Source organism: Hydrogenophaga sp. BPS33, from assembly GCF_009859475.1.
Classification (GTDB): domain Bacteria; phylum Pseudomonadota; class Gammaproteobacteria; order Burkholderiales; family Burkholderiaceae_C; genus Hydrogenophaga.
In genome coordinates, this window is record NZ_CP044549.1 from 3,163,730 (window position 1) to 3,190,709 (window position 26,980).

Genomic DNA, 26,980 nt, shown 5'->3' on the forward strand with positions numbered 1-26,980 from the left:
CAAGAAGAAAGGAGGCCCGGGCCTCCTTGTGTTCAGACCACCGCGGGGGCCGTCGACGCCATGGCTTCGCTGGCGATCGTCATCGAGCGTAGCCGCAGCGCCGGATCGAACACGTCGCTCACCATCATGAATTCGTCGGCCTGCGTCACCTTGGCCAGCGACTCCAACCCCTCGCGCACCGTCTGCGGCCCACCGATCACGGCCACGGCCAGGAAGTCCGCGATCGCCGCCCGTTCCTGCGAATGCAGGCCTTGCATGAAGTTCTGGACCGGTGGCGGCAGCTGGCCGCGTTTGCCGGTGAGGATGCCCAGCACCCGCTGGTAGGTGCTGCTGGCCAGGTACTCCGCCTCGTCGTCGGTCGGCGCGGCAATCAGCGGTACGCCGACGATGGCGTAGGGCTCGGCCAGGGTGGCCGAAGCTTGGAAGTGCGTGCGGTACACGTCCAGCGCCTGCAACAGCAGGCGCGGCGCGAAGTGCGAGGCGAAGGCGTAGGGCAGGCCGCGTTCGGCTGCCAGCTGCGCCGAAAAAAGGCTTGACCCCAGCAGCCAGATCGGCACGTTGGTGCCCGCGCCCGGGTTGGCGATCAGTCGCTGGCCGGGCGTGGCGGGACCGAGCAGGTGCTGCAGTTCGGCCACGTCGCGCGGGAAGTCGGCCTCGGTCTCCACGCGGTCGCGCCGCAGCGCGCGCATGGTGTGCGGGTCGGTGCCAGGCGCGCGGCCCAGGCCCAGGTCGATGCGGCCGGGGTAGAGCTCGGCGAGGGTGCCGAAGGCCTCGGCCACCACCAGCGGCGCGTGGTTGGGCAGCATCACGCCGCCCGAGCCGATGCGCATGGTCTTGGTGCCACTGGCGATGTGTCCGATCAGCACCGCCGTGGCGGAGCTGGCGATGCCGCTCATGTTGTGGTGTTCGGCCAGCCAGTAGCGGGTGAAGCCCAGCGATTCGGCGTGCTGAGCGGTGCGCAGGGCGATGGCCAGCGCGTTGGCCACGGTGCTGCCTTCGCGCACCGCGACCAGGTCTAGCATGGACAGGTGGATGTCAGAGAGCGGTTTCATGCCGGGAGGAATCCTTCGATCGACAGGTAGCGTTCGCCCGTGTCGTAGTTGAAGCCCAGCACGACCGCGTTGGCGGGCAGTTCGGGCAGCTTCTGCGCGATGGCGGCCAGCGTGGCACCCGAGGAAATGCCGACCAGAATGCCTTCTTCGCGCGCGCAGCGGCGTGCCATCTCGCGCGCGGGCTCGGCGTCGACCTGGATCACGCCGTCGAGCAGGCTGGTGTCGAGGTTGTTGGGGATGAAGCCCGCGCCAATGCCCTGGATGGGGTGGGGCGCGGGCGCGCCGCCGGAGATGACGGGCGAGGCCGTCGGCTCCACCGCGAATACCTTGAGTTGGGGCCAGCGGGCCTTGAGCACGCGCGCAATGCCGGTGATGTGGCCGCCGGTGCCAACGCCGGTGATGATTGCGTCGATGCCATCGGGGAAGTCGGCCGCGATTTCCACCGCGGTGGTGCGCATGTGCACGTCGACGTTGGCGATGTTGTTGAACTGCTGCGGCATCCATGCGCCGGGCGTGCTGGCGACGATTTCCTCGGCGCGCGCGATCGAGCCCTTCATGCCTTTTTCGCGTGGCGTGAGGTCGAAGGTGGCGCCGTAGGCCAGCATGAGGCGGCGGCGCTCGACCGACATGCTGTCGGGCATGACCAGGATGAGTTTGTAGCCCTTGACCGCGGCCACCATGGCCAGGCCGATGCCGGTGTTGCCCGAGGTCGGCTCGACGATGGTGCCGCCCGGTTGGAGCGCGCCCGAGCGCTCGGCGTCTTCCACCATGGCCAGCGCAATGCGGTCCTTGATGGAGCCACCCGGGTTGCTGCGCTCGGATTTGATCCACACCTGCTGCCCCGCGTTGCCGAACAGGCGCTGCAGGCGGATGTGCGGCGTGCGGCCGATGGTCTCGAGGATGTTCTGGGCCTTCATGCGGTGTCCTTCTGGGGTTGGTGTTCGAGCGATGCGGAGTTCATGCAGTAGCGCAGGCCGGTGGGCGCGGGGCCGTCTTCGAACACGTGGCCCAGGTGCGCGCCGCATTGGCTGCACACGGTTTCCACGCGCACCATGCCGTGGCTGCGGTCGGTGATCTCGGTGATCGACCCTGGCACCGCTTGCGAGAAGCTGGGCCAGCCGCAACCGGCGTCGAACTTGGTGTCGGCGTCGAAGAGCTTGTTGCCGCAGCAGATGCAGTGGTAGCTGCCGTCGGCCCACACGCGCTCGTATTTGCCGCTGTACGGGCGCTCGGTGTGGGCGTGTCGGGTGACGTCGAAGGCGTGCGGCTCGGCGCCTTTGGCCGCGAGCACTTCGCGCCACTCGGCCTCGGTTTTCTGGATGGGGAAGGTCATGGCGTGTCTCCGGTCATGATGAACAGCTGATCTCGATCTGGCGGGCCCAGTCGGGCGGGAAGTCCGCGAGGTCTTCCTGGCCCGCGACATCGTCAAATGGGCGCTCCAGCGCGCTTTGCAAGCGCGCGACTTCGCTGTGGTCGCCTTGTTTCGCGCGCTGAATGGCGACTTCGCCCAGGTGGTTGCGCAGCACCACGCGCGGGTTGGTGCGCAGCATCTGCGCCAGCGTGGTTTCTGCGTCGAATCCAGTTTGCGCCTGCAAGCGCTCGCGCCAGCGCGCGGCCCAGGCGTCGAAGGCCTCGCGCTGCAGGAACAGGTCGCGCACGGCGTCCAGCGGGCCCGCCACCGCCTGGCTCAGGCGGCGCCAGAAGATGGTGAAGTCCACCGCATCGGTGGCCATGAGTTTCATCAAGGTATCGGTGAGCGCGGCGTCTGTCTCGCGCACCTCACCCAGGCCGAGCTTGGCGTTCATGCGCCGCTGCAGCGCGGCGGGCATCCGGGCCTTGTAGGGCTCCAGCGCGTCCAGCGCGTCCTGCTGGTCGTCCATCAGGGGCAGCAGCGCCTGGCCGAGCGCGAACAGGTTCCAGTAGGCGATGTTGGGCTGGCGGTTGTAGGCGTAGCGTCCGCCGGTGTCGGAGTGGTTGCAGATGTGACCGGGGTTGAAGGCGTCGAGAAACTGGAACGGACCGTAGTCGATGGTCAGTCCCAGGATGCTCATGTTGTCGGTGTTCATCACGCCGTGGCAGAAACCCACGGCCTGCCATTGCGCCACCATCTCGGCGGTGCGCGCGCTCACGGCTTCGAGCAAGGCCGCATAGGGGTTGCCTGGAGCCTCGCGGCAGGCCGGGTAGAAGCGGTCGATGACGAAGTCGGCCAATTGACGCAGTTCGTCGTGCAGGCCGTTGTGCGAGAAGTGCTCGAAGTGGCCGAAGCGGATGAAGCTGGGCGCCACGCGCGTGACCACGGCCGCGGTCTCGATCTCTTCGCGGCGCACTGGCGCGGGCGAGCCCGTGACGCACAGCGCACGGCTGGTGGGGATGCCCAAGGCATGCATGGCTTCGCTGCAGAGGAATTCGCGGATCGAGCTGCGCAGCACCGCGCGGCCATCTCCCATGCGGGAGTACGGCGTGAGGCCCGCGCCTTTCAATTGCACTTCCTGCGGACCCGATGCGGTGTCGACCTCGCCCAGCAAGATGGCGCGGCCGTCGCCCAGTTGCCCTGCCCAGTGGCCGAACTGGTGGCCGCTGTACACGCTGGTCAGCGGCTGCGTGCCCGCGATGGGCAGGTTGCCGGTGAAGGCCTCGAGCGCGGCGGGCGAGGCGAGCCAGGCGCGGTCCAGTCCGATCAGGTCGGCCACGGCCGGGCTGGTGCCGACCCATTCGGGCGCAGGCAGGGGAGTAGGGGATCGCAAGGTGTAGAAGGCTTCGCCCAGGTCCGCAAAGCGGTTGCGCCAGGGCAGGCCCAGGTCCAGGCCGAGGTCGGTGGCCTTGTCAAAGGGTCGGTTCATGTGTGCCATTGTCCCCATCGGGCCCGACATGAGGGGGCGCAGGGTCAATCCGGTTGGGCCATCAACTGTGGACGTCCAGGGGCTGCTCTTCCTGCAGGCGGCTGCGGTACTGGCCTGGCGACACGCCGAACCAGCGCTTGTTGGCGCGGAAGAAGTTGCTCTGGTCGGCAAAGCCCAGCAGGTCGGCCACCTGGCCCAAGGTGTGGCGCGACTCGGCCAGGTACTTCTGTGCAAGGTCGCGCCGTGCGCCGTCCAGCAGTTGCTGGAAGCTGGTGTTTTCCTCGTGCAGGCGGCGCTGCAGCGTGCGGTCCGCCATGGCCAGGCTGCTGGCCACATCCTCGCGCCGGGGTTCGCCCAGGTGCAGGCGGCGCAGGATTTCTTCGCTGACGCGGTGCGCGGTGCTGCTGCTGCCCAGGCGCACCAGGCGTGCTTCGATCACGCGCTGGTGCATGTCGAACAGCACCGGGTCGCGCGAAAGCAGGGGCATGTCCAGGTCGGCGCGCGTGAGCAGCAGGCGGTTGCGCGGCTGTCCAAAGCGAACCGGACAGCCGAAGGCGCGCAAGTAGGGTTCGGCCTCCAGCGGCTCGGGATCGACGAATTCCACGGCCAGCGCCTGCACCTCGCGCCGCGTGATCCAGCGGCACAGCGAGGCCACTGTGAGCAGGCTGTATTCAAGCCGCTGGCGCGGCAGGGGGCGGGCGTTGCCGATGAGGCCGAGCACCAGCCAGCAGTTGTCCCCTTCGGGTTCGAGCTCGAGCGTGATGGCGTCGGAGATGACCGCGTAATAACGCGCCAGACTCATCAAGCCGGCTTTGAGCGACGGGCTGGCCAGCATCACATAGCCGATCGCATCGAAGTTGACATGGCGCGCTGGCAATTCGCGGTCCATGCCCAGCGCCGGCTTGCCGGACCAAGCCACCGCCACTTCCCACAGGCGGGAGATCTTCTCGACTTCGACGCGCGCATCGGGGTCGCGCAGCACGGCGCCGTCGATACCGGCAGCGCACAGAAGGCGGGGCGCGTCCAGCCCCTGCGAGGCAAACATGTCGGCCAGGCATCGGACCCAACTGGCCGAGCTGGTTCGGCGGGGGCGGGATTGGCGTTGTGAAGTCACTCGATTGGCGTTGTTGCGATAGCGGCGCTTGGGCGCCCGTTCCTAGAATTCCTGAGCAGGCAGGCGCTGTCGGAAAGCTCGGATTCAACGGGATTTCAGGCGTGGGCGCAAGTGCTTTCTGGCTTCAAAAAACGGCAGGAGACAAGACATGAATGGCGCCACGGCATGGGCTCGAACCCCATGTCACGCAATGGACAACCCCGGGGCGCTCCGGGTAGAACCCCTGGGTGTCCAGGGTGGGCAAGCGGCTACGATGGCCGCCACAACCCATCCCTATTTTCAGGAGACCTCCATGCTGGGCCAGATGCAGAGCCAACCCCTTTTGATTTCGTCGCTGATCGTGCACGCCGAACGGCACCACGCGAGCGGGGAGATCGTGTCCCGGCGCGTGGAGGGCGACCTTCACCGCAGCACCTGGGGCCAGATCGCCAGCCGCTCGCGCCAGGTGGCCAACGCGCTCGACGGCCTGGGCCTGGCGCAGGGCGATCGCGTGGCCACGCTGGCCTGGAACGGCTACCGCCACCTCGAGCTCTATTTCGGCGTGAGCGGTACCGGACGTGTGCTGCACACGCTCAACCCCCGCCTGCACCCGGAGCAACTGGTCTGGATCGTCAACCACGCCGAGGACCAGGCCTTGTGCTTCGACATGACCTTCCTGCCCCTGGTCAAGGCCGTCGCGGCCAAGTGTCCGACGGTGAAGCACTGGATCGCGCTGTGCGATGCCGACAAACTGCCCGCCGACAGCGGCATCCCGGGCCTGCAGAGCTACGAAGCCTGGATAGGCCAGCACCCCACCACCTACCACTGGCCCAGCTTCGACGAGAACTCTGCCTCCAGCATGTGCTATACGAGCGGCACCACCGGCAATCCCAAGGCCGCGCTGTACTCGCACCGTTCGACGTTGTTGCACGCCTTCGGTGCGGCGCTGCCCGACGCCATGTGCCTCTCGGCGCGCGACAGCGTGCTGCCGGTGGTGCCCATGTTCCACGTCAATGCGTGGGGCCTGCCGTACGCGGCCGCGGCCATCGGCTGCAAGCTGGTGTTCCCCGGTCCGGCACTCGATGGCAAATCGGTGTATGAACTCATCGAGGCCGAGAAGGTCACCATGGCCGCGGGCGTGCCCACGGTGTGGCAGATGCTGCTGGGCCACCTGCAGTCGAACAACCTCAAGTTCAGCACGCTCAAGCGCACTGTCATCGGCGGCTCGGCCTGTCCGCCTGCCATGATCCGCGCCTTCAACGACGTCTACGGCGTGGAAGTGCTGCACGCCTGGGGCATGACCGAAATGTCGCCACTGGGCACGGTCTGCACACTGAAGAACGCGCAACTCGAGCTGCCGCCAGAGGAGCAGCTCAAGGTCCGGCTCAAACAGGGTCGAGGCATCTTTGGTGTAGACATGAAGATCGTCGACGACGCTGGCCAAGAGCTGCCCTGGGACGGCAAGGCGTATGGCGATCTGCTGGTGCGCGGTCCCTGGATCATCGCCAGTTACTTCAAGGGCGAGGGCGGCGACCCGTTGCAGTACGACGCGCAGGGCCAGGGCTGGTTCCCCACCGGCGATGTGGCCACCATCGACGCCGACGGCTTCATGCAGATCACCGACCGCAGCAAGGACGTGATCAAGTCGGGCGGCGAATGGATCAGCTCGATCGACGTGGAGAACATCGCCATGGCCCACCCGGCCGTGGCCATGGCGGCCTGTGTGGGCATGAAACACCCGAAGTGGGACGAACGTCCCATCGTGGTGGTGGTGAAGAAGCCCGGCGCGGAACTCACGCGCGAAGAGTTGCTGAGCTTCTACGAGGGCAAAACCGCCAAGTGGCAGATCCCCGACGACGTGGTCTTCGTCGATGCGATCCCACTCGGTGCCACCGGCAAGATGCAGAAGATGACCTTGCGCCAGCAACTCAAAGACTATGTGTTGCCCGGTGTGTGAAGCGCATGCGTTTCGCGAAGTGGCGCAGAGGTTGTTTCACACGTGCCCCTCACCCCAGCCCTCTCCCCAGAGGGGCGAGGGAGCAATACACGGCCTCCGGAGAGCAGTGCCTCTTCCAGAGGCATCGAGGGACGGCTGCGCCGGCCCAAGATGCCGTCCCCCCTCGAAGCGCCGAAGGCGCGCTACAGAGGGGGGAAGCCGCGCAGCGGCGCAGGGGGGTGTTCCCCTATTTGTCGCGTGCGCGATAGAAGGCCGGGCAATCCCCTACGCGGTGCTGCGCGCTATGCATTTACGCTGCGCCTACCCGATTCGTCAACCAGGAGACAAGACATGAAATGGACCGTGAAGATCATTGCCGGCGCCTCGATGTTGGTGGCCGCCAGTGCCGCGTTTTCCCAGGCGGGTCAAACCGTCAAGATGGTGCGGATCGACCCTCTCACAGGCCTGCTGGGTCCCGTGGGTGTGAGCCAGAACAAGGGTTACCAGTTCTTCGCCGAGAAGTTCAGCGGCAAGGGCAACCCCGCCGGCGTGAAGTTCGAAGTGACCGCGATCGACAACAAGCTCAGCCCCGCCGAGAGCCTGAACGCGCTGAAGGCCGCGATCGACCAGGGCGTGCGCTACATCATCCAGGGCAATGGCTCCTCCGTTGCGCTGGCCCTGGCCGACGCGGTCGAGAAGCACAACGCGCGCAACCCGGGCAAGGAGGTGCTCTACCTCAATGACTCCGCCGTCGACCCCGATCTCACCAACAGCAAGTGCAGCTACTGGCACTTCCGCTTCGACGCCGACACCTCGATGAAGATGGAGGCCATGGCCAGCTTCATGGCCAAACAGCCCGACATCAAGAAGGTGTACTTCCTGAACCAGAACTACTCGCACGGCCATCAGGTGGTGAAGTTCGGCAAGGAGGCGTTGGGCCGCAAGCGCCCGGACATCCAGTTCGTGGGCGAAGACCTGACGCCGCTGGCGCAGACGCGCGATTTCGCGCCTTACATCGCCAAGATCAAAGCGTCGGGTGCTGACACGGTGATCACCGGCAACTGGGGTTCCGACCTTTCGCTGATGATCAAGGCCGCCAACGAAAACGGTTACACGGGCAAGTTCTTCACTTACTACGCGGGGGTTACCGGCACGCCGACGGCGCTGGGCACCAACGGCGCGGGCCGGGTCTACCAGATCGCCTACAACCACTACAACATGGGTGGGCAGATGGACCGGTGGATGAAGGAGTTCAACGCCAAGTACAACGACGACTTCTACACCGGCTCCACCATCCGCATCTTCGAGTTCCTCGGTGCCGCGATGGCCAAGGCCAAGTCCACCGACCCGGTGAAGGTGGCCGCCGCCATGGAGGGCCTGACGGTCAAGAGCTTCAATGGCGAAGTGACGATGCGCAAGAACGATCACCAACTGCAGCAGCCGCTGTACATGTCGGTCTGGCAGAAGGCGGACGCCAAGTACCCGTACAGCCCGGAGAAGACCGGCATGACGCTGGCGCCCGTGGCGGAGTACCCGAACTACGTCTCGAGCACACCCACGAGCTGCCAGATGAAGCGGCCGAGCTAAGAGCCACCCCCGCCGCGCTGCGCGCGACCCCCTCGAGGGGGCGACACTGCGGCCCGGCGGAGCCGGTTCCGCGTCGTCTCTGGACGGGTACATTTCGCGCCGGCTGATTTCGCTTGCTGCTCAAGAGCCCGATCGGGTTGCCGGATCGGGCTCTTCCATATTTCGTGATGAAAGGTCTTGGGGAATGGAGTTTTTCATCATCTCGATGTTGAACGGTTTGAGCTACGGGCTCCTGCTGTTCATGCTGAGTTCGGGCCTCACGCTGATCTTCAGCATGATGGGCGTGCTGAACTTCGCACACGCCAGCTTCTACATGCTGGGGGCCTACATCGGCTACACGGTGGCGCAGTTCGTGGGCTTCTGGCCGGCGCTGCTGATCGCGCCCCTTGTGGTGGGCCTGCTCGGCGCGGCATTCGAACGCCAGTGCCTGCGCAAGGTGCACAAGTATGGCCACGTGCCCGAACTGCTGGTGACCTTCGGCCTGTCCTACGTCATCGTCGAACTGGTGCAACTCATCTGGGGCCGCATCGCGGTGGAATTCCGTCCGCCCGAAGAACTGCGCGGCCCGGTCTTCACGCTCATCAACCATTCGGTGGAGGGCCTGCGCATGGTCTGGGGCAGTGCCGCACCCGAGCTGTGCAGTGTCGCCGACGCCGCCGTGCGCGTGGTCTGCTCGCCGTTCCCCGCCACACGCGGCTTCATGATGCTGGTGGCCGTGGTGATGCTGGCGTCGGTCTGGTTGCTGCTCACGCGCACCCGCATCGGCCTGGTGATCCAGGCCGCGCTCACGCACCCGGATGCGGTCGAATCGCTCGGGCACAACGTGCCGCGGGTGTTCATGCTGGTGTTTGGCGCCGGCTCGGCACTGGCCGGGTTGGCCGGCGTCATCGGCGGCAGTACCTTCCTGACCGAACCCGCCATGGCTGCCACGGTCGGCTCGGTGATCTTCGTGGTGGTGGTGGTCGGCGGCATGGGCTCGCTCTCGGGTGCGTTCGTCGCTTCGCTGCTCATCGGTGTCATCCAGACCTTCGCCGTGGCGTTCGAATATTCGCTGCTCACGCTGGCCCAGCAGATCGGTCTGCCGCTGTCGGATGCGGTTGCCAACAACTCGTACGTCAAGCTCACCCTGTCGCAGGTGGCACCGATCCTGCCGTACCTGTTCCTGGTGCTGATCCTGATCTTCCGGCCGCGCGGCCTGCTCGGCAAACGGGAGGGCTGAATGACGACCACGCACTACAGCTTCAAACCCCTCAACGTCGGCCGCTGGATCGTCTGGGGTCTCTTTGCGCTGCTGCTCATCGTGGCGCCGAAGGTCTTCACCAGCGGACTGGGCATGACCGTGCTTTCGCAGATGGGCATCGCCATCATCGCCTGCCTGTCCTACAACATCCTGTTGGGGCAGGGCGGCATGCTCAGCTTCGGGCATGCGGTCTACACGGGCCTGGGCTCGTTCCTCGCCATCCACGCGCTCAACAGCGTGGGAGACGGATCGCTGCCAATGCCCGTGTCGCTGGTGCCGATCGTGGGCGGTCTGGCGGGCATCGGCTTCGCGGTGCTGTTCGGCTACGTGACCACGCGCAAGGCCGGTACAACCTTCGCCATGATCACCCTCGGCCTGGGCGAGCTCGTGTTCGCGCTGTCCCTGATGATCCCCGAGTTCTTCGGTGGTGAGGGCGGCGTCTCCAGCGACCGCATGGTGGGCAAGCCGTTCATGGGCATCACCTATGGCCCGCAGGTGCAGGTGTACTACCTCATCGCGGTCTACACCTTCATCTGCGTGGCGCTCATGTTCGCGTTTACGCGCACGCCGCTGGGCCGCATGCTCAATGCCGTGCGCGACAACCCCGAACGCGTGGAGTTCGTCGGTTACGACACGCAGAAGGTGCGCTATTTCGCCTTCATCATTGCCGGCTTCTTCGCGGGCATCTCAGGCGGCCTGGGCGCGCTGAACTTCGAGATCGTCACCGCAGAAGTGGTGGGCGCCGCACGCTCGGGCGCCTACCTGCTGTTCACGTTCCTGGGCGGTGCCACGTTCTTCTTCGGCCCCATCATCGGCGGCGTTCTGATGGTGCTGGCCTTCGTGCTGCTGTCGGAGTTCACCAAGGCCTGGCTGCTCTACCTGGGCCTGATCTTCCTCTTCATGGTGATATACGCGCCCGGCGGCATCGCCAGCCTGATCATGATGAACCTGCGCGTCGCGTCCTTTGGCCGATTGCGCGAGCTGTGGGTGAGCTACATCGCGCTGGCGGGCACGGCGCTGGTGATGTTGCTCGGCCTGGGCGCGATGATCGAGATGGTCTACCACCTGCAGCTCAATACCACGCTGGGGTCGGAGCTGCGCTTCCTGGGCGTGCCGCTGGACGCGCACGGCGTCAACAGTTGGTTCGGTGCCGCCCTGGTGGCGGTGACGGGGTTTGGCCTGTTCGAACTCACGCGCCGCGCTTTCCTGCGCCAGTGGAGCGAGATCCAGGAGTTCATCGAGAAAGAAATCAAGCGGAGGGAGGCGCTGTGACGCACGCACTCGAACTCAGGGACCTGCGCAAGAGCTTCGGCAAGACCGAGATCATCCGCGGCGTGAACCTGGCGGTGAATGCCGGCGAGCGCGTGGGCATCATCGGCCCCAACGGCGCGGGCAAGTCCACGCTGTTCAACCTCATCAGCGGCCGCTTCGCCCCCACCAGCGGGCAGGTGCTGCTCAATGGCCAGCGCATCGACGGCAAGAAGCCGTTCGAGATCAACCGCGCCGGCCTCTCGCGCAGCTTCCAGATCACCAACATTTTCCCCAAGCTCAGCGTGTTCGAGAACCTGCGCTGCGGTGTGCTCTGGAGCCTGGGCTACAAGTACACCTTCCTGAGGTTCCTAGCCGACCTGGACGACGCCAACGAGCGTGCCGAGCAACTGATGGAGATGATCCACCTCGACCGCAAGCGCGACGTGCTGGCCATGAACCTCACCTATGCCGAACAGCGCGCGCTGGAGATCGGCATCACCATCGGCGGCGGTGCCAATGTGATCCTGCTCGACGAGCCCACGGCGGGCATGAGCAAGAGCGAGACCACGCGTTTCATCAACCTGATCAAGGAAGTAACCGTGGGCAAGACCTTGCTCACGGTGGAGCACGACATGGGCGTGGTGTTCGGCCTGGCCGACCGCATCGCCGTGGTGGTGTACGGCGAGGTCCTGGCCTTCGACACGCCCGACGCCGTGCGCGCCAACCAGCGCGTGCAAGAAGCGTATCTGGGCTCGCACGTGGCCGATGCACAAGGGGCGGCCGCATGAGCGCCGCGCGGAGGGTAGTCCAGTGAACGCCGCATGGAGGATGGTCCAGTGAGCATGCTGAGAATCGACAACCTGCACGCCTACTACGGCAAGAGCCACGTGTTGCATGGCGTGGGCTTCGAGGTACAAGCCGGCGAAATCGTGGCGCTGCTCGGGCGCAACGGCTCGGGTCGCTCCACCACCGCCAAGGCCATCATGGGGCTGGTGGACTGCAGCGGCAGCATCCACTGGAAAGGCCAGGAGATCCTGGGCAGGAAGGCCTACGAGGTCGCGCATCTCGGTGTGGGCTACGTGCCCGAGAACCGGGACATCTTCCCCACACTCACCGTGCACCAGAACCTGATGCTGGGCCAGAAAGGCAAGGGCAAAGGCTCGCGTTGGAGCTTCGACGACATGTACACCATGTTCCCGCGCCTCAAGGAGCGGCAACACACCGAAGCCGGCGTGCTTTCGGGCGGCGAGCAGCAGATGCTCACGCTGTGCCGCACGCTCATGGGCGACCCGGACCTGATCATCATCGACGAGCCCACCGAGGGCCTGGCACCCAAGATCGTGGAGCTGGTGGGCGAGTACCTCAAGACGCTCAAACAACGCGGTGTGTCGGTGTTGCTGATCGAGCAGAAGTTGACCATTGCCATGGCCATCTCGGACCGCGCCTTGGTCATGGGGCACGGCAGCATCGTGTTCCAGGGCACGCCCGATAGCCTGCGCGCGGACCCCTACACGCGCAAGGAATGGCTGGAGGTGTAGGTGGGTTCCACCGCTGATCATCCAGGGCAAATCGCTCGTCGGGCTGCGGGGATTTCCCATTTCTGCAGTGCTGTCATTTTGCTGACCTCACGTGTTGTTGGGTTGCAATTTTCGGTCCGAACTCTGCCCGGTATTGGAACTTTAGGATTTATTCCAGCATTGCCGTGCCACAATCGCCGCTCGCACGACTTTGCGCCCGGTGCTATCCTTTTCAGGAGTACCGCCTGGGGCTTGCGGCCCGCACAAAAAAAGCAAGCGTGAGTTCGGGGAGCTGATGTTTGTGGGCGCGGTCGAACCAATCGAGCCCTTGTGGGAGCATGTCCAGTGGAAGAGGCGCAAGTCAGTCCCAAACTCAAACTACTCGTCGCCGACGATCACCATCTGGTGCGCGAAGGATTGAAGCTCGCCCTGCGCGAGATCGATCCCGAGGTCATCGTGATCGAGGCCGACACGCTGGGCAAGGCGATCGACGCCTACCGGACCCACGGCTATTTCGATCTCGTCCTCCTGGACCTCACCATGCCGGGGAACTCGGGCATGAGTGTTCTGGAAGGTTTCGAGCAGAGTTGTCCCGAGGCCAGGGTGGTCGTGATTTCGGCCTCCTACGATCTTCAGACGGTGCAAGCCGCGGTGCGCCGTGGCGTGCTGGGCTTCATCCCCAAGTTGTCCGGCAAAGACGCCTTGATCAGTGCGGTCCGCTTCATCCTGGCGGGCGGTATCTACGTGCCGCTGGAGGCCATGATGGCCATGCCGGAAGAAGACCGTCCCGCGCACGCCGGCAACCGAGGCCCGGGCGCGGTGACGGTGTCCCAGACGCCACGCGACGTCGGTCTGACCACACGGCAGATCGAGGTGCTGCGCCAGTTGCTCGAAGGCAAATCGAACAAGCAGATCTGCCGCGAAATGAACCTGGCGATGGGCACCGTCAAGGGCCATGTGGCCGCCATCCTGGTCGCGCTCAAGGTCAGCAGCCGTGCGGAAGCCATCGCCGCGGCCATGAAGATGGGGTGGGCGCCCTTGCTGGCCAACGGGCACGACGCCTGACCAGGGGCCATGACCATCAGCGCCGTTGTGGGGTCATGGCGTTGAATCTCGATCCATCCCACCGACAACCCTTGCACGTGCTTGACACCGTGCTCAACCACGCACCGGACTCGGTGCAGGTGATCGACCCGGACTCGGGCGAATACCTGTACGTCAACGATGCCGCCGTGCGCCTCTATGGCCTGTCGCGCGAGGTCATGATGGAGCGAGGCGTGATGTGGGTCACCCGGTATCTGCACATCTGGACAGAAGAGCAGCAGTGCGAGCAATTCCGCAAGCTGATCGAGCTGTCCCCGAAGCCGATCTCGACCGTGCAGCCCTTGCAACGTGCGGGCCGTGAAACCGTCTGGATCGAGACCACGGCGCGCGCCCTGGAAATGGAGGGCAAGTGGCTGATCGTCACGATGGCCCGCGACATCTCCGAGCGCAAGGCGGCCGGCCGCAAGGCCCAGTTGCTGTTCGCAGCGGTGAACCAGGCGCCGGACGCCATCATGATCGTGGATCCGGAGACGCTCGAATTCATCGATTTCAACGAAGGCAGCGCACGCATGGCCGGCCTGACCCGCGACGAGATGATGCGCATGGGCCTGCGCAAGATGAACGACCTGGGGCGCATCTCGACCGAAGCGGAGTTGCGCGAACGCTATGACGCGTTGATCGCCAGCCATCCGAGGTCCGAAACCGAGACGCGCGAATGGCATATGCCCGGGCAGCCCCCGATCTTGCTGGAAACCACGCGGCGTGCGGTGAAGGTGGAGGGGAAGTGGGTCATCATCACGGTCTCGCGCGATGTCACCGAACGCGAGCGCGCCGGCCAGGACATGGCCGCGCACGTCGTGGAGCTGGCCCGCTCCAACCGCGAGCTGGAGCAGTTCGCCAACGTGACGTCGCACGACCTGTCCGAACCGTTGCGCATGGTGGCCAGCTTCACGCAGTTGCTGGCCCGGCGTTACCACGCCCAGCTGGACGATGAGGGCAGGGAGTACATCGACTACATCGTCTCCGGGGCGCAGCGCATGAAGCAGTTGATCGACGATCTGCTGTTCTATTCCAAGGCCGGCCGGCCGGACGCGCAGACCCAATGCGCGCCCTTGGGTCTGGCGCTCGACGCCGCGCTGGAAAACCTGGCGCACGCGATGGCCGACTCGAACGCGGTGATCAGGCGTCCCGTCACGCTGCCCACCTTGCGGTACGAACGTACCGGCATGACGCAGGTATTCCAGAACCTGGTCAGCAATGCATTGAAATTCAGGCGGGCGAACGCGCCCGCGACCGTCACCATCACCGCGCAGCGCTCGGAGGCCGAATGGACGATTGCCATCGCGGACAACGGCATCGGCGTGGACCCGGCGTACTTCGATCGCATCTTCGTGATCTTCCAGCGCCTGCACAGCCGCGAGGAATACGAAGGCACCGGCATCGGTCTGGCGATCTGCGAGAAGATCGTGGAGCGCCACGGTGGGCGCATCTGGGTGGAGGCGGCGGGGCCCGAGGGGGGCGCCTGTTTCAAGTTCACCTTGCCACTTCAGCCTTCCAGCACCGCGACGAGCTGACCGTCTTGCACCGGATCGCCTTCGGCGACGAGCAGTTCGAGGACCGTGCCGTCCTGTTCGCTGCCGGCCGGAATCTCCATCTTCATGGATTCGACGATCAGCACGGGCTGGCCCGCTTCCACACGGGTGCCCACGGGGGCCTCGATCTTCCAGACCTTGCCGGTGACGTCTGCGCGAACTTCGATACGTGCCATGGAATGACTCCTGGAAATGTTGACTGTGGGATGGGCGCCCTCACACGGGCGCAGGGACGGTGGGTTGCTTCCTGGCCTGTTCCAGCACTTCGGCGCCCAGGCCGGTGTGCACTTCGCCGGCGTTGAACGACGGGCTTTGCAGGACCTGCCGGACGAAGGCGATGTTGGTCTTCACGCCTTCGATGGTGGTGGCGTCCAGCGCGGCCACCAGGCGCTCGATGGCCTGCGCGCGCGTGGTGCCGTGTGCGATCAGCTTGCCGATCATGGGGTCGTAGAACGGCGTGATCGTGTTGCCTTCGGCGAAGCCGGTTTCCACACGAACCCCTTCAGCGCGGGGAAACCGCAATGTCTTGAGCGGGCCCGGCGAGGGAAAGAAGCGCACCGGGTCTTCGGCGTAGATGCGTGCTTCGATGGCGTGCCCCTGCAGCTCGATGTCCTTCGGCAGCACGTCGTCCAGCCGATCGCCCCAGGCCAGGCGCACCTGGGCACGGACCAGGTCGATACCCGTCACGGCCTCGGTGACCGCGTGCTCGACTTGCAGCCGCGTGTTCATCTCCAGGAAATGGAAGTGCCCCGCGCCGTCGTACAGCGTTTCCACGGTGCCGATGACGTCGTAGCCCAGGCCGGCCAGGATGCTGGCCGCCTGGTCGGCCGCCGCGTCCACCTGCGCGCGCGGGATGGCGGGCGCACCGGCTTCCTCGATGACTTTCTGGTGGCGCCGCTGCACGGAACAGTCCCGTTCGAACAGGTGGCGCACGTTGCCGTGCCGGTCGGCGAGGATCTGGAACTCCACGTGGCGTGGCCGTTCGACCAGGCGTTCGAGGTACAACTCGGCGTTGCCGAAACTGCGCTGTGCGAGCGAACGCGCCTGCTCGACGGCCTTGAGCAGTTGCGCGTCGTCGCGCGCGGCCAGCATCCCGATGCCGCCACCACCGCCGGCCGGCTTCACCAGCACGGGGTAGCCCACGCGCGCCGCCTCGGCCAGCGTGCGGGCCTCGTTCGTGTCCAGCAGCTCGGAGCTCGCGCCCATGGGCATGCCGTGTTGCGCCATCAGCTCGCGCGCGCGCGTCTTGTGCCCCATGGCTTCGATCCAGCGTGGGCTGGGGCCGATGAAGCAGGCACCGCTGTCGTTGACACGCTGCGCGAAACCGGCGTTTTCCGACAGGAAGCCGTAGCCCGGGTGCAGGCCGTCCGCACCAGAGCGTTGCATGACGTCGAGCAAGGCGTCCTGGTTGAGGTAGCTGGCGCGCGGATCGGAGGCGCCGATGGCGTAGACCTCGTCGGCCAGTGCAAGGTAGGGCAGATCCTGGTCCGCCTCGGAGTGCACGGCCACCGTGCGGATGCCCAGCGCCTTGAGCGAGCGCAGCACGCGCGCGGCGACGGCACCCCGGTTGGCGATCATCACTTTGTGGAACATGGCTGGTGCACCTTCAACCGAAAGCGGCCTGGGAGGCGCCAGCGTGCGCCGACTCGGCGGGGGACGGGCCGCACCAGATCGCGCGCGCCGCTTCGAGACGCGTCAGATCCGCTTCGCTCATGCCCAGGTCGTTCAGCAACACGTCGCGCGTGTCTTCGCCGATGCCCGAACCCACCTTCGTCACCTCGCCCGGCGTGCGAGACAGCTTGGGCACGACGCCGGTCATCGTCACCTCGCCCAGCGTGGGATGCGGCATCTTCAGCAGCATCTCGCGTGCCCGGTAGTGCTGGTCTTCGAAGATGTCGGCAATGGTGTTCACGCGCGACGTGGGCACCTCGGCTTCCATCAGGATGCGCACCGCGTCATCGGCCGTCTGCTGCGAACTCCAGGCGGTGACGAGGCCGTCGATCTCCTCCACGCGTTCACCGCGCGCGCGCTGCGTGGCATAACGCGGGTCGGTGGCCCACTCGGGGTGCCCCATCGCGTTGGCCAGCCGTCGGAAGATGGCGTCGTTGTTGGCCGCGATCAGCACCCAGTGGCCGTCCTGCGTGGGGTACAGGCTGTTGGGCGCGGTGTTCATCAGGCGCGAACCCTGGCGCTTGGGCACATAGCCGGTGCGGGCATAGGTGGGCACGGCTTCTTCCATTTGCGAAAACGCACTTTCGTACAAGGCCACGTCGATCATCTGGCCGATGCCACTGCGCGTGCGCTCGTACAGCGCCATGACGGTGCCGAACGCGGCGTAGACGGCGGTGAGGTAGTCGGTGGTGGCCAGCGCGCAGCGCGCGGGCGGGCGGTCCGGGTCGCCGGTGAGGTGGCGCACGCCGGCCACGGCTTCGCAGATGGCGCCGTAGCCCGGCAGGTCGCGGTAAGGGCCGCTCTGGCCATAGCCGCTGATGCGCACCGTCACCAGGCCGGGGTTGCGCTGGCGCAGCACTTCTTCGCCCAAGCCGAGCCGGTCGAGCACGCCGGGGCGGAAGTTCTCGACCAGGATGTCGGCCTTGTCGAGGAGTTGCAGCGCGATGTCGCGTCCCTGCGGGGTCTTCAGGTCCAGCGCGATGGCGCGCTTGTTGCGGTACATCGACGAGGCATAGAGCGACACGCCGTCGATCTGGGCGCCGAAGTTGCGTCCCGGGTCGCCTTCGTGGGACTCGATCTTGATCACGTCGGCGCCGAAGTCCGCGAGCAGCCGCGCACACACGGGGCCGGCGATGGTGGAGGAGAGTTCGACGACGCGGTGGCCGGCCAGCGGGCCGCGGCGCTCAGGTGAAGGTGCGTTCATGTTGAGCCTTGGAGGACGGTGGGTTCGCTATGGGCGTGGGGCAGGGCGTGGCGGGCCACGTCCAGAATGCCGCGCACGATGTAAGGCACGGCGATGGCTTCGGCGAAGCGGCCGTTGGTGGGTGGGCCGATGGCGAACAAGCGGTCGTGCACGCGGCCATGGGCATCGAGCAGGCGCCCGCCCATGTCCACATCGATGCCCGCGCCGCCCGGCGCGTCGCGGCCCACGCCATCGGCGATCAGGGCTTGCCAGAATGGGTTTTGCGAGGCGCTGGGCCGAGGCTGCGGGCCGGTGCAGTTGATGATTGCGTCGACGTGCAGGGTCTGGCATTCGCCGCGTTCCCGCGACGCGTACGACACGTGCAGCCCATGGCCGCGCCGATGTGCGCCACGCAGACGGCCGGCCGCAAAACCCAATTGCCCGCGCTCCACACCTGCCCGCGCGATCGCCTCGGTCTGGGGCGGGTTGCGGAAGCGGAAACTGTCGTACCAGCTCTTGACGTGGCGCTGGTACTGGCGCTGTTCCGCCGGCGACCATTGGTTCCAGAGGATCCAGGCGGCATCGCGGAATTCGTCGAACGGCACGTGCCAGCTGGACGTGGCTTCATCGACCTCGGCGATCTTGCGGCGCAGCAGGGCCACTGTTTGCCGCATCGAGAGCGCGTGCCCGGCCTCGCGCAGGAGCGGGGGGTCTTGCTCGAACACGCGTTCCCACATCGAACGCGTCGACCGGTGCGGATTCTGCGAGGCCGGGCGCAAGCCACGCCGCGACAGCGCCAGGACCGGGCCTTGGTGGCCTTTCGCGGCCAGCACCGCGAAGGTGTCGGAGGCGGTGAGGCCGGAGCCGATCAGCAGGACCGAGGCCCCGCTGCCGATCGCGTCGAACCGGTGCGTGGCCCAGGGGTTGCCGAACCAGCCCGGGTGGTCAGAGATGGCGGACAGCTCGCGCGGCGTGCCGACCGCGTTCCAGCCCAGGGCGAGAATGCAGTGATCCGCACGGATGCGCTGTCCACCGTGCAGCCCCACCTCCACGTGCGCGGCACCGGGCGACGCGCGCAGGGCTTGTTGCTGGACGTGGTCGATGGCCGAGCCACTCGGGTTGGACCGTGCGTGGCGTGCGACCTCGGCCGCCATGTAGCGGCCGAAGGCGCCGCGCCGCGCGAACACCAGGCCGCTGGCCGCCGTGGCCTGCGGGTCCAGCGCCGCCTCGCCGGTTCGCGCCATCCAGTCCGCGAAGTCGCCCGGGGCATCCGGGTAGGGCGAGTGGATGTGGGCAGGGCCGTTGAGCCGCAGGTCGGGGTCGACGGCCGCGTGGGCAATGCCCATGCCCAGCGCGGCGCTGGGCTCGACGATGCGGATGTCCAGCGGCTCCTGCGAGCGCTGGCTCAGGTGGATGGCGCACGCGGCGCCACTGAAGCCGCCGCCCACGATCACGACAACGCGTCGATCGGTCATGGCGCCCTTACTCGAAAGAGAGCTTGGCGTCCTGCGTCAGCTTGTTCAGGCGATCGGTCTCGGTCTTGATGAAGGTCGCGAAGGACGCCGAACTGCCGCCCACGATGTCCATGCGCGTGCCCAGTTGCTGGCGCACGTCGGGCAGCGCGAGCGCGCGGTTGAGTTCGGCATTGAGCCTCTGCACGATCTCCGGGGGCGTCCCCTTGGGCGCGTGAAAGCCCACCCAGCCCGCCGTTTCCACCGTGCCCAGGCCCGCCTCGGCGGCGGTCATCACATCGGGCAACGAGGCGTTGCGCTTCGCGGCGGTCACCGCCAGCGGAACCACGCGGCCCGATTTGATCAGCGGCAGGGCCGAGGTGATCGAGTCGATGGCGACGGGAACGACGGAGGACAGCAAGGCGGTCTGCATCGCGGCCGGACCGCTGTGGGGCACATGGACCAGGGGGATTTTCGAGTGGGCCCGCAGCGTCTCGATCGCGAAATGCGAGGGCGATCCCACGCCGTACGAACCGATGTTGAGTCCGCCCGGCGTGGACTTGGCCTGGGCCAGGAAGTCCGCCGCCGTCTTGATGCCGGAGGTCGGCAGCGTGATGAGCACCAGGGGCGACACGCCGACCAGGCCGATCGGAATCAGATCGTTTTCGGGGGAGTACTGCAGCTTGTCCTTGAAGATCGCACGGGCCGCCGTGGTCGAGCCGGGCACCGTGGCCATGATGGTGTAGCCGTCGCCCGCCATGCGCGCAACCGTCGTGGCCGCGAGAACGCCGCTGGCGCCGGGCTTGTTCTCGATCACCAAGGGTTGCCCCATGCTTTCGGACATCTTCGGCCCGAGCAGACGCGCGATGAAGTCGGTGGCGCTGCCCGGCGGATAGCCGACCACGACCTGGATCGGGCGGGAAGGGTAGGCCTGCGCGCCGGCCACGCCGGGCCACAGGCCCGCGCCAAGCGTGCCCATGGTGCCGAACGCACCCAGGGTGCCGAGAACCTGTCGTCTGCTGGGGAATGCCATGTCTTGTCTCCTGTTGGATGTCGGTGGGGAAATGACGGTCCGCATGAGGGCGATGCCAGTATGGGGTTGCCCACCTATGTGGTCAACCAGGTTTACCATGTGGGTAAAAAAAATCAGCGCATCGGGCGCAACTTGGGTCCGAGGTTGCGCTGCGTCTTGCGGTAGGCGTCGCCCACCCAGTCGCACAGCAGGCTGCGGGTCTGGGCGGGTTCGATGATGTCCACCACGCCAAAGCGTTCGGCTGTGCGGTAGGGCGAGCCCAGCGGTGCGAAGCTGGCTTCGAGTTCGTCGCGCGTTTTCTGCGGATCGTCCGACGCCTCGATCTCGCGCTTGAAGGCCGCGGCGACGCCGCCTTCGATGGGGATCGAGCCCCAGCGCGCGGAGGGCCAGCCGAAGCGGTGCGGCAGCGCCGTGCCCGAAGGACCGACCCACGGCCCGAGCATGCTGCCGGCCAGGCCGAAGGTGCGCCGCAGCACCACGGAGATCCAGGGCACGGTGGATTGCTCGATGGCCGCCGAGGCCTTGAGCGTGGCGATCATCGTGCCTTCGCGTTCGGCGTTCGGGCCGGTCATGGTGCCCGGTTGGTCGGGCAGGTTGACGATGGGCAGGTGGAAGGTGTCGCACATGTCGACGAAGCGCTCCAGCTTGCGGGCGGCGGCGGCAGTGAGGGCGCCGCCCATGATGGCGGGGTTGTTCGTGATCACGCCGACCGGGTAGCCGTGCAGGCGCGCCAGCGCGGTCACGGTGGAGCGGCCGTATTGCGGCGAGATCTCGAAGACGGAGTCCGTGTCGAAGATGGCCTTGAGAATGGGCAGCGGCGCGAAGGTCTTGCGCCGGTTGCGCGGAATCGCATCGTTGAGCCAGGGCTCTTCGCGATGGGGGTCGTCGGCCGTTGCGCCTCTTGAGGGCTGCTCCCATACGTTGGCGGGCATGTACGATAGGAACTTGCGCACCATCTCGAACGCGTCGTCCTGCGAGTTCGCGATGTTGTTCACCAGTCCGCTTTCGCGGTGCACGTCGGCGCCGCCCAGGGCTTCCTTGTCAATGTCGATGCCCAACGCCTGTTTGACCACAGGCGGCCCGGCGGCGAACACCTGGCTCTGGCCGCGCACCATGACGGTGAAATGCGCGGTGGCCACGCGCAATGCTCCCAGGCCGGCACAGGCCCCGACGGCCACACCGACCACCGGCACTTCGCCCAGAAGCGCCTGCGAAGGCAGGAGCGCGTAGCCCGGAATCTTTGTGTGCCCCATTTGCTGCAGCAGCTTCACGCTGCCGCCGGCCGTGTCGACGAAGCGCACCAGCGGCAGCTTGTACTCGTTGGCGTAGCGGTCTGCGTAGATCCACTTCTCGGAGACCGCCGCCTCGGACGAGCCGCCACGGATCGAGGAGTCGTCGGCGATGACCACGGTGCGGCGGCCGTTCAGATGGGCCAGCCCCATGACGTGGTTCGACGGCGTGAACGACTCCAGCTGGCCCTGTGCGCCGTACCGGCCTTTGCCCGCCAGCATGCCCAGTTCGCGAAAGCTGCCCGGGTCGGCGATGGCGAGCAGATGTTCTCTTGCCGTGCGTTTGCCCGCGGCCCGCAGCCGGGCGACGGCTTCTTCGCCGCCGTGTGCGGCCGCGCCGGCCCGGCGCTGCGCCATCTCGTCGAGCTCGGGCTGCCATTCGGAAGAGGGGTGTGTCATGCGTGGTTCCTCAAACGTTTCGATGGTTTTGCCTGCCGTCTCCTGCAAGCGCATCCGCAGTATGCAGGCATGTCCTCAATTGGTCAACCATGTTTACTATATGCGCTCATCCACCTGCGCGCTAGACTCTGCGCATGCCTTCATCCTCGCCGTCGAAAACTTCCAGAACAGCATCCTCTACCGACAAGCTGGCCGTCGTTCGGGCCAACGCCATCGGGCGCTTGCTGCTGCTGGCGCGCAAGAGTTTCATGCGCCGGGTGACGCAGGAACTGCGCGACCAGGGCAAGCCGGAACTGCCTGCCGCCTTCCTCAGCCTCTCCCCCTACATCGACGCCGAAGGCACGCGCAACACCGATCTGGCCGAGCGCGCCGGCGTGACCAAACAAGCCATCGGAAAAATCGTCAAGGAGTACGAGCTCAACGGTCTGCTCATGCGCACCCCCGATGAAAGCGACGGACGTGCGTGGCGGGTCAGCATCACGGCCGAGGGCTTGCGGCAACTGGCGCAAACGTACCGCGTGGTGGCCCGGATCGAAAAACACTACGAAGCGCTCATCGGGCCAGACCTGTTCCCCGAGGTCCGCAGAGCCTTGCGCCTGATCGTCGACGACGCAGCAGCGCCTGGCGCGGTCGCCAAGCACCGCTCCCGGGGCGGGAAGAAAGGGCTATGAATCCTCCGCTGCCTTTTGTTTGGGCAGTGTGAAGTGGAATGCCGTGCCTTCGCCGGGGCGCGACTCCACCCAGATGTGCCCGCCATGGCGCTCCACGATCTTCTTGCAGATGGACAGGCCAATGCCCGCACCTTCGTAGGTACTGCGCGTGTGCAGGCGCTGGAAGGCCTGGAAGATGCGGTCGAAGAACTCTGGCGCGATGCCGATGCCGTTGTCTTCCACGGAGATCTGCCAGTGTGTTTCCAGGTCCTGGATCCGGATGCGCACCTGCGGGTCGGTCTCGCTGCGGAACTTGAGCGCGTTGCCTATCAGGTTCTGGAATAGCTGCATCATGCCGATCGGGTCCGCTACCACCGAGGGCAGTGGCGTGCGCACGATCCGCACCTCGCTGTCGCTCACGGCCTTGGCCAGATTCGCCAGGGCGTCGTTCAACGCATCGTCGAGCGCCAGTGGCTTCATCTGGGTGGTCGCGCGGCCTGCTCGGGAGTACAGGAGCAGCGCATCGATCAGCAGGCGCATGCGTTGCGCGCCACCGAGGATGAACTCGATGAACTCGAGCCCTTCGCTGTCCAGCCGGTCCGCGTAGCGCCGTTTGATCAGTTGGGCGTAGCTGGACATCATGCGCAGCGGCTCCATCAGGTCGTGTGAGGTGACGTAGGCGAACTGCTCCAGATCCAGGTTGGAGCGCGCGAGCTCGGCCATGCGCCGCCGGATCTCTTCTTCCGCGGCCTTGCGCTGGGAGATGTCGCGCGCCACGCTGGCGATCAGCCAGCGGTCGTGCAGGTACACGGCGCGACGGGTCGACTCGATGGTGGTGATGCTGCCGTCGTCGCGCCGCAACTGGCGTTCGTTGGTGAGCGAAAGCGGGTAGTTGCGGATCAGTTCGGCGTAGACCTCCCGCAACTCCGCTTCCTCGACGTTGGCCTCTTTCATGACCCACTTCAAGCCGCGCGCGAGCAAGGTCTTGCGGTCGGTGCCGTAGAGCTTGCCGGCGCCTTCGTTGAGGTCGACGTACTCCAGACTTTGCGGGTCGATCATGTACACGCCGTCCACCGCCTCGTTCACGGCCAGGCGCATCTGCTCGATCTGCTGCTGGGCGAACAGGCGCTCGGCCAGGTCCCGCATCGTGACCGCCACGATCCATTCTTCGCCCATCTGGAACGCGTGCTTGGTCAGTTCGACCGGACAGCGGTAGCCCTGCCTGTGGTAGCCCTGAACCTCGGAGATCAGGGGCTGCGGGTACTGCCCTATGAGCTTGCGGAAATCGCGCTCGATGGCCTCGCGGTCCAGGTACTCCCACCACGGCCCATAGGGTTGCGCGCCGATGAGCTGCTCGCGGGTGTGCCGCAGCATGCGGCAGGCCACTTCATTGGCATCCAGGATGGTCCAGGTCGCCGGGCGGATCAGCAGCATGCCGTCGGGGCAGAGATCGAGCGCGCGCACGAGACGCTCCAGGTGTTGCGAAGGGCTGGGTGGCGCGTCCACGTCGGAGGCGGGCGCAGCCATCGACACGCGGATCACCATTTCGCCGGCGTCGTCGTCGTGCGCCAGTCGCAGTTCGGTGGAGACCGTCGAGCCATCGCAGCGCCGGGTGACCACGGAGCAGGGCGACACGGTGTGCCGCCCGATGCCCTCCCAGCCCAGATCGGACAAGGCCATGCCCACAAGGTAGACGTGGGGCATGGCGGGGGCCAGGAACTGGTGCGCCGCGCAGTTCGCAAAGGAGATTCTGCCGCCCGAGGCGCACAGCCAGATTTCCGACGATAGCTCCAGCAGATGCTTGAAATTCATGAGCGCCGATGTATCGCTTTCACTGGACTGGGAATGATAGGCCCCTACCGGCATCTGTATGGCACGATGTGCGCCGCAGGCGGCCATTGGGACCGGTGTGTGGATGGAGACAAGCCGGTGACACCTGCCTCTTGCGGCGCTGCACAAACTTTCTAGAATCGAACGGTCGTTCTTTTCATGACCATGCGGCGGTCCTTGACCGCCGACACACCCAGGAGATTCCATGACCGCTGAGTACCAGGTCCACGGCGATGTGGCCGTCATCACCATGAACAACCCGCCGGTCAACGGCCTGGGACTGGCGACCCGCCAGGGCATCACCGACAGCCTGGCGAAGGCGGAAGCCGACCCGGCGGTCAAGGCCATCGTGCTCACGGGCGCGGGCAAGGCGTTCTCGGGCGGCGCGGACATCCGCGAGTTCGGCACGCCCAAGGCCCTGGCCGAGCCCAACCTGCTGTCGGTGATCCTGGCGGTGGAGAACGCCGCCAAGCCGGTGGTTGCCGCGATCCATTCGGTGTGCATGGGCGGTGGCCTGGAGTTGGCGCTGGGTTGCCACTACCGCATTGCCGCGCCCGGCACCAGCGTGGCACTGCCCGAAGTGAAGCTCGGCCTGATCCCCGGTGCCGGTGGTACGCAGCGCCTGCCGCGCGCCCTGGGCGTGGAGCCGGCGCTGAACATGATCGTGAGCGGTGAGCCGGTCAAGAGCGAACTGCTGGCCCAGGTACCCGGCCAGAAGCTGTTCGACAAGATCGCCGCGGCGCCCGAAAGCCTGGCCGAGGAAGCGCTGGCCCTGGCCCGCGAAATGGCCACGAAGCACGCCGACGGCAGCGCCTTGCCCAAGGTGCGCAACCTGCCGTGCAAACACCCGCAGGGCGATGCCTATTTCCAGTTCGCGCGCAACATGGTCAAGGGCATGGCGAAGAACTTCCCGGCGCCAGCCAAATGCGTGGACGCGGTGGAGGCCGCGACCAAGAAGAAGTTCGACGACGGCATGGTGTTCGAGCGCGAGATCTTCATCAACCTGATGTGGACGCCCGAATGCCGCGCGCTGCGCCACCTGTTCACCGCCGAGCGCGCCGCCGGCAAGATCCCGGATGTGCCCGAAGACACGCCCAGGCGCGAGATCGCTTCGGTGGCCATCATTGGCGCGGGCACCATGGGCGGCGGCATTGCCATGAACTTCCTCAACGCCGGCATCCCGGTGAAGATCCTGGAGATGAAGCAGGAAGCGCTGGACCGCGGCATCGCGACCATCCGCAAGAACTACGAAGCCCAGGTGAAGAAGGGCAAGCTCAAGCAGGACAAGTACGAACAGCGCATGGCCTTGCTCACCACCACGCTCAGCTACGACGACATCGGTTCGGCCGACCTCGTGATCGAGGCCGTGTTCGAAGAGATCGGCGTGAAGGAAAAGGTGTTCAAGGAACTCGACCGCGTGATGAAGCCGGGTGCGATCCTCGCGTCCAACACCTCCACGCTGGACGTGAACCAGATCGCCGGCTTCACGAAACGCCCGCAGGACGTGGTGGGCCTGCACTTCTTCAGCCCGGCCAACGTGATGAAGCTGCTGGAGGTGGTGCGCGGCGACAAGACCGCCAAGGACGTGCTGGCCACCGTGATGGCCCTGGCCAAGAAGATCAAGAAGACCGCCGTGGTCTCGGGCGTGTGCGACGGCTTCATCGGCAACCGCATGGTCGAGCAATACGGCCGCCAGGGCGGCTTCCTGCTCGACGAGGGCTGCACGCCCGAGCAGGTGGACAAGGCGATCGAGAAGTTCGGCTTCGCGATGGGTCCGTTCCGCATGGGCGACCTGGCCGGCAACGACATCGGCTGGGCGATCCGCAAGCGCCGGTATGTGGAAAAGCCCGACATGAAGTACAGCAAGACCGCCGACCTGCTGTGCGAGAAGGGGCGCTTCGGGCAGAAGACCGGCGCGGGCTGGTACGACTACGTACCGGGCAAGCGCGACGCGATTCCCAATGCCGAGGTGGTGAAGATGATCGAGGAACACCGCAAGTCCCTCGGCATCACGCCGCGCAAGATCTCCGACGAGGAGATCGTGCAGCGCCTGGTGTACTCGCTGGTGAACGAAGCCGCGCACATCCTGGAAGAGGGCATCGCCAACAAGGCCAGCGACATCGACGTGGTCTACATCTTTGGCTACGGCTTCCCGATCCACCGCGGCGGCCCGATGATCTACGCGGACACCGTGGGCCTGTTCAACGTGGTGCAGAGCATGAAACGCTTTGCGAAGAATCCGCTGGACGACGCGAAGTTCTGGGAGCCGGCGCCGCTGCTCCAACGTTTGGTCGCTGAGGGAAAAACCTTCAACTGATCCCA

At 66.1% G+C, this 26,980-nt stretch carries 22 protein-coding genes; 10 read left to right on the forward strand and 12 right to left on the reverse strand.

Annotation, left to right across the window (positions count from 1 at the left end):
* Window positions 1-32 precede the first annotated feature (32 nt).
* The 5 genes from F9K07_RS14575 to F9K07_RS14595 all read right to left on the reverse strand — a co-directional run bounded on the left by F9K07_RS14575 (window position 33) and on the right by F9K07_RS14595 (window position 4,937).
* On the reverse strand, window positions 33-1,052 hold the full coding sequence (locus tag F9K07_RS14575) for an LLM class flavin-dependent oxidoreductase (RefSeq protein WP_159594117.1): 1,020 nt from the start codon (window positions 1,050-1,052) through the stop codon (window positions 33-35).
* On the reverse strand, window positions 1,049-1,969 hold the full coding sequence (gene cysK, locus F9K07_RS14580; protein ID WP_159594118.1) for a cysteine synthase A: 921 nt from the start codon (window positions 1,967-1,969) through the stop codon (window positions 1,049-1,051). Before cysK ends, F9K07_RS14575 begins: the two co-directional genes overlap by 4 nt.
* Window positions 1,966-2,385, reverse strand: a complete 420-nt coding sequence (gene msrB / locus F9K07_RS14585; protein WP_159594119.1) for a peptide-methionine (R)-S-oxide reductase MsrB — start codon at window positions 2,383-2,385, stop codon at window positions 1,966-1,968. The genes cysK and msrB overlap by 4 nt, the downstream gene beginning before the upstream one ends.
* A 13-nt stretch (window positions 2,386-2,398) precedes the next feature.
* Window positions 2,399-3,892, reverse strand: a complete 1,494-nt coding sequence (locus F9K07_RS14590) for a protein adenylyltransferase SelO (RefSeq protein WP_159594120.1) — start codon at window positions 3,890-3,892, stop codon at window positions 2,399-2,401.
* A 61-nt stretch (window positions 3,893-3,953) separates the two neighbouring features.
* Window positions 3,954-4,937: an AraC family transcriptional regulator gene (locus F9K07_RS14595; protein ID WP_159594121.1), complete on the reverse strand. Its 984-nt coding sequence runs from the start codon at window positions 4,935-4,937 to the stop codon at window positions 3,954-3,956.
* A 361-nt stretch (window positions 4,938-5,298) separates the two neighbouring features.
* Between F9K07_RS14595 and F9K07_RS14600 the strand changes: the two genes are divergently transcribed.
* From F9K07_RS14600 to F9K07_RS14635, 8 genes are all read left to right on the forward strand, one after another.
* The gene (locus tag F9K07_RS14600; protein ID WP_159594122.1) at window positions 5,299-6,942 is read left to right on the forward strand and encodes a 3-(methylthio)propionyl-CoA ligase; all 1,644 of its coding nucleotides are present in this window, start codon (window positions 5,299-5,301) and stop codon (window positions 6,940-6,942) included.
* Between the two features lie 330 nt (window positions 6,943-7,272).
* The gene (locus F9K07_RS14605) at window positions 7,273-8,508 is read left to right on the forward strand and encodes a branched-chain amino acid ABC transporter substrate-binding protein (RefSeq protein ID WP_159594123.1); all 1,236 of its coding nucleotides are present in this window, start codon (window positions 7,273-7,275) and stop codon (window positions 8,506-8,508) included.
* Between the two features lie 184 nt (window positions 8,509-8,692).
* Window positions 8,693-9,727, forward strand: a complete 1,035-nt coding sequence (locus F9K07_RS14610) for a branched-chain amino acid ABC transporter permease (protein ID WP_159594124.1) — start codon at window positions 8,693-8,695, stop codon at window positions 9,725-9,727.
* Complete coding sequence (locus F9K07_RS14615; RefSeq protein ID WP_159594125.1) at window positions 9,728-11,020, forward strand: branched-chain amino acid ABC transporter permease; 1,293 nt, start codon at window positions 9,728-9,730, stop codon at window positions 11,018-11,020.
* The gene (locus tag F9K07_RS14620; RefSeq protein WP_159594126.1) at window positions 11,017-11,787 is read left to right on the forward strand and encodes an ABC transporter ATP-binding protein; all 771 of its coding nucleotides are present in this window, start codon (window positions 11,017-11,019) and stop codon (window positions 11,785-11,787) included. Before F9K07_RS14615 ends, F9K07_RS14620 begins: the two co-directional genes overlap by 4 nt.
* A 54-nt stretch (window positions 11,788-11,841) precedes the next feature.
* Window positions 11,842-12,537, forward strand: coding sequence for an ABC transporter ATP-binding protein (locus F9K07_RS14625; protein WP_159596943.1), 696 nt, complete (start codon window positions 11,842-11,844; stop codon window positions 12,535-12,537).
* A 324-nt stretch (window positions 12,538-12,861) separates the two neighbouring features.
* Entirely contained in the window at window positions 12,862-13,581 is a 720-nt protein-coding gene (locus F9K07_RS14630) for a response regulator (RefSeq protein ID WP_159594127.1), read from the forward strand.
* Between the two features lie 77 nt (window positions 13,582-13,658).
* Complete coding sequence (locus F9K07_RS14635) at window positions 13,659-15,134, forward strand: sensor histidine kinase (RefSeq protein WP_236581253.1); 1,476 nt, start codon at window positions 13,659-13,661, stop codon at window positions 15,132-15,134.
* Here the strand turns inward: F9K07_RS14635 and F9K07_RS14640 are convergent.
* The 6 genes from F9K07_RS14640 to F9K07_RS14665 form a co-directional block, all read right to left on the reverse strand.
* A complete protein-coding gene (locus F9K07_RS14640; RefSeq protein WP_159594129.1) occupies window positions 15,107-15,328 on the reverse strand; it encodes a biotin/lipoyl-binding carrier protein in 222 nt (73 codons plus the stop codon). The genes F9K07_RS14635 and F9K07_RS14640 overlap by 28 nt on opposite strands.
* A 40-nt stretch (window positions 15,329-15,368) precedes the next feature.
* Complete coding sequence (locus F9K07_RS14645) at window positions 15,369-16,745, reverse strand: acetyl-CoA carboxylase biotin carboxylase subunit (RefSeq protein WP_159594130.1); 1,377 nt, start codon at window positions 16,743-16,745, stop codon at window positions 15,369-15,371.
* A gap of 13 nt (window positions 16,746-16,758) precedes the next feature.
* Window positions 16,759-18,027, reverse strand: a complete 1,269-nt coding sequence (locus tag F9K07_RS14650; protein ID WP_159594131.1) for a CaiB/BaiF CoA transferase family protein — start codon at window positions 18,025-18,027, stop codon at window positions 16,759-16,761.
* The gene (locus F9K07_RS14655) at window positions 18,024-19,481 is read right to left on the reverse strand and encodes an FAD/NAD(P)-binding protein (RefSeq protein ID WP_159594132.1); all 1,458 of its coding nucleotides are present in this window, start codon (window positions 19,479-19,481) and stop codon (window positions 18,024-18,026) included. Before F9K07_RS14655 ends, F9K07_RS14650 begins: the two co-directional genes overlap by 4 nt.
* A 7-nt stretch (window positions 19,482-19,488) precedes the next feature.
* Window positions 19,489-20,490 carry a Bug family tripartite tricarboxylate transporter substrate binding protein gene (locus tag F9K07_RS14660; protein WP_159594133.1) on the reverse strand — a complete coding sequence of 334 codons (1,002 nt, stop codon included), beginning with the start codon at window positions 20,488-20,490 and terminating at the stop codon, window positions 19,489-19,491.
* Between the two features lie 113 nt (window positions 20,491-20,603).
* The gene (locus F9K07_RS14665; RefSeq protein WP_159594134.1) at window positions 20,604-22,178 is read right to left on the reverse strand and encodes an acyl-CoA carboxylase subunit beta; all 1,575 of its coding nucleotides are present in this window, start codon (window positions 22,176-22,178) and stop codon (window positions 20,604-20,606) included.
* A 134-nt stretch (window positions 22,179-22,312) separates the two neighbouring features.
* Here F9K07_RS14665 and F9K07_RS14670 point away from each other — a divergent pair, with 134 nt between their 5' ends.
* Window positions 22,313-22,849 carry a MarR family winged helix-turn-helix transcriptional regulator gene (locus F9K07_RS14670; protein ID WP_201451429.1) on the forward strand — a complete coding sequence of 179 codons (537 nt, stop codon included), beginning with the start codon at window positions 22,313-22,315 and terminating at the stop codon, window positions 22,847-22,849.
* Here F9K07_RS14670 and F9K07_RS14675 read toward each other — a convergent pair.
* Window positions 22,844-24,640 (reverse strand): sensor histidine kinase, encoded by a 1,797-nt coding sequence (locus F9K07_RS14675; RefSeq protein ID WP_159594135.1) that lies wholly within the window; start codon window positions 24,638-24,640, stop codon window positions 22,844-22,846. The genes F9K07_RS14670 and F9K07_RS14675 overlap by 6 nt on opposite strands.
* A 223-nt stretch (window positions 24,641-24,863) precedes the next feature.
* Between F9K07_RS14675 and F9K07_RS14680 the strand changes: the two genes are divergently transcribed.
* Window positions 24,864-26,975 carry a 3-hydroxyacyl-CoA dehydrogenase NAD-binding domain-containing protein gene (locus tag F9K07_RS14680; RefSeq protein WP_159594136.1) on the forward strand — a complete coding sequence of 704 codons (2,112 nt, stop codon included), beginning with the start codon at window positions 24,864-24,866 and terminating at the stop codon, window positions 26,973-26,975.
* Window positions 26,976-26,980: the final 5 nt, after the last annotated feature.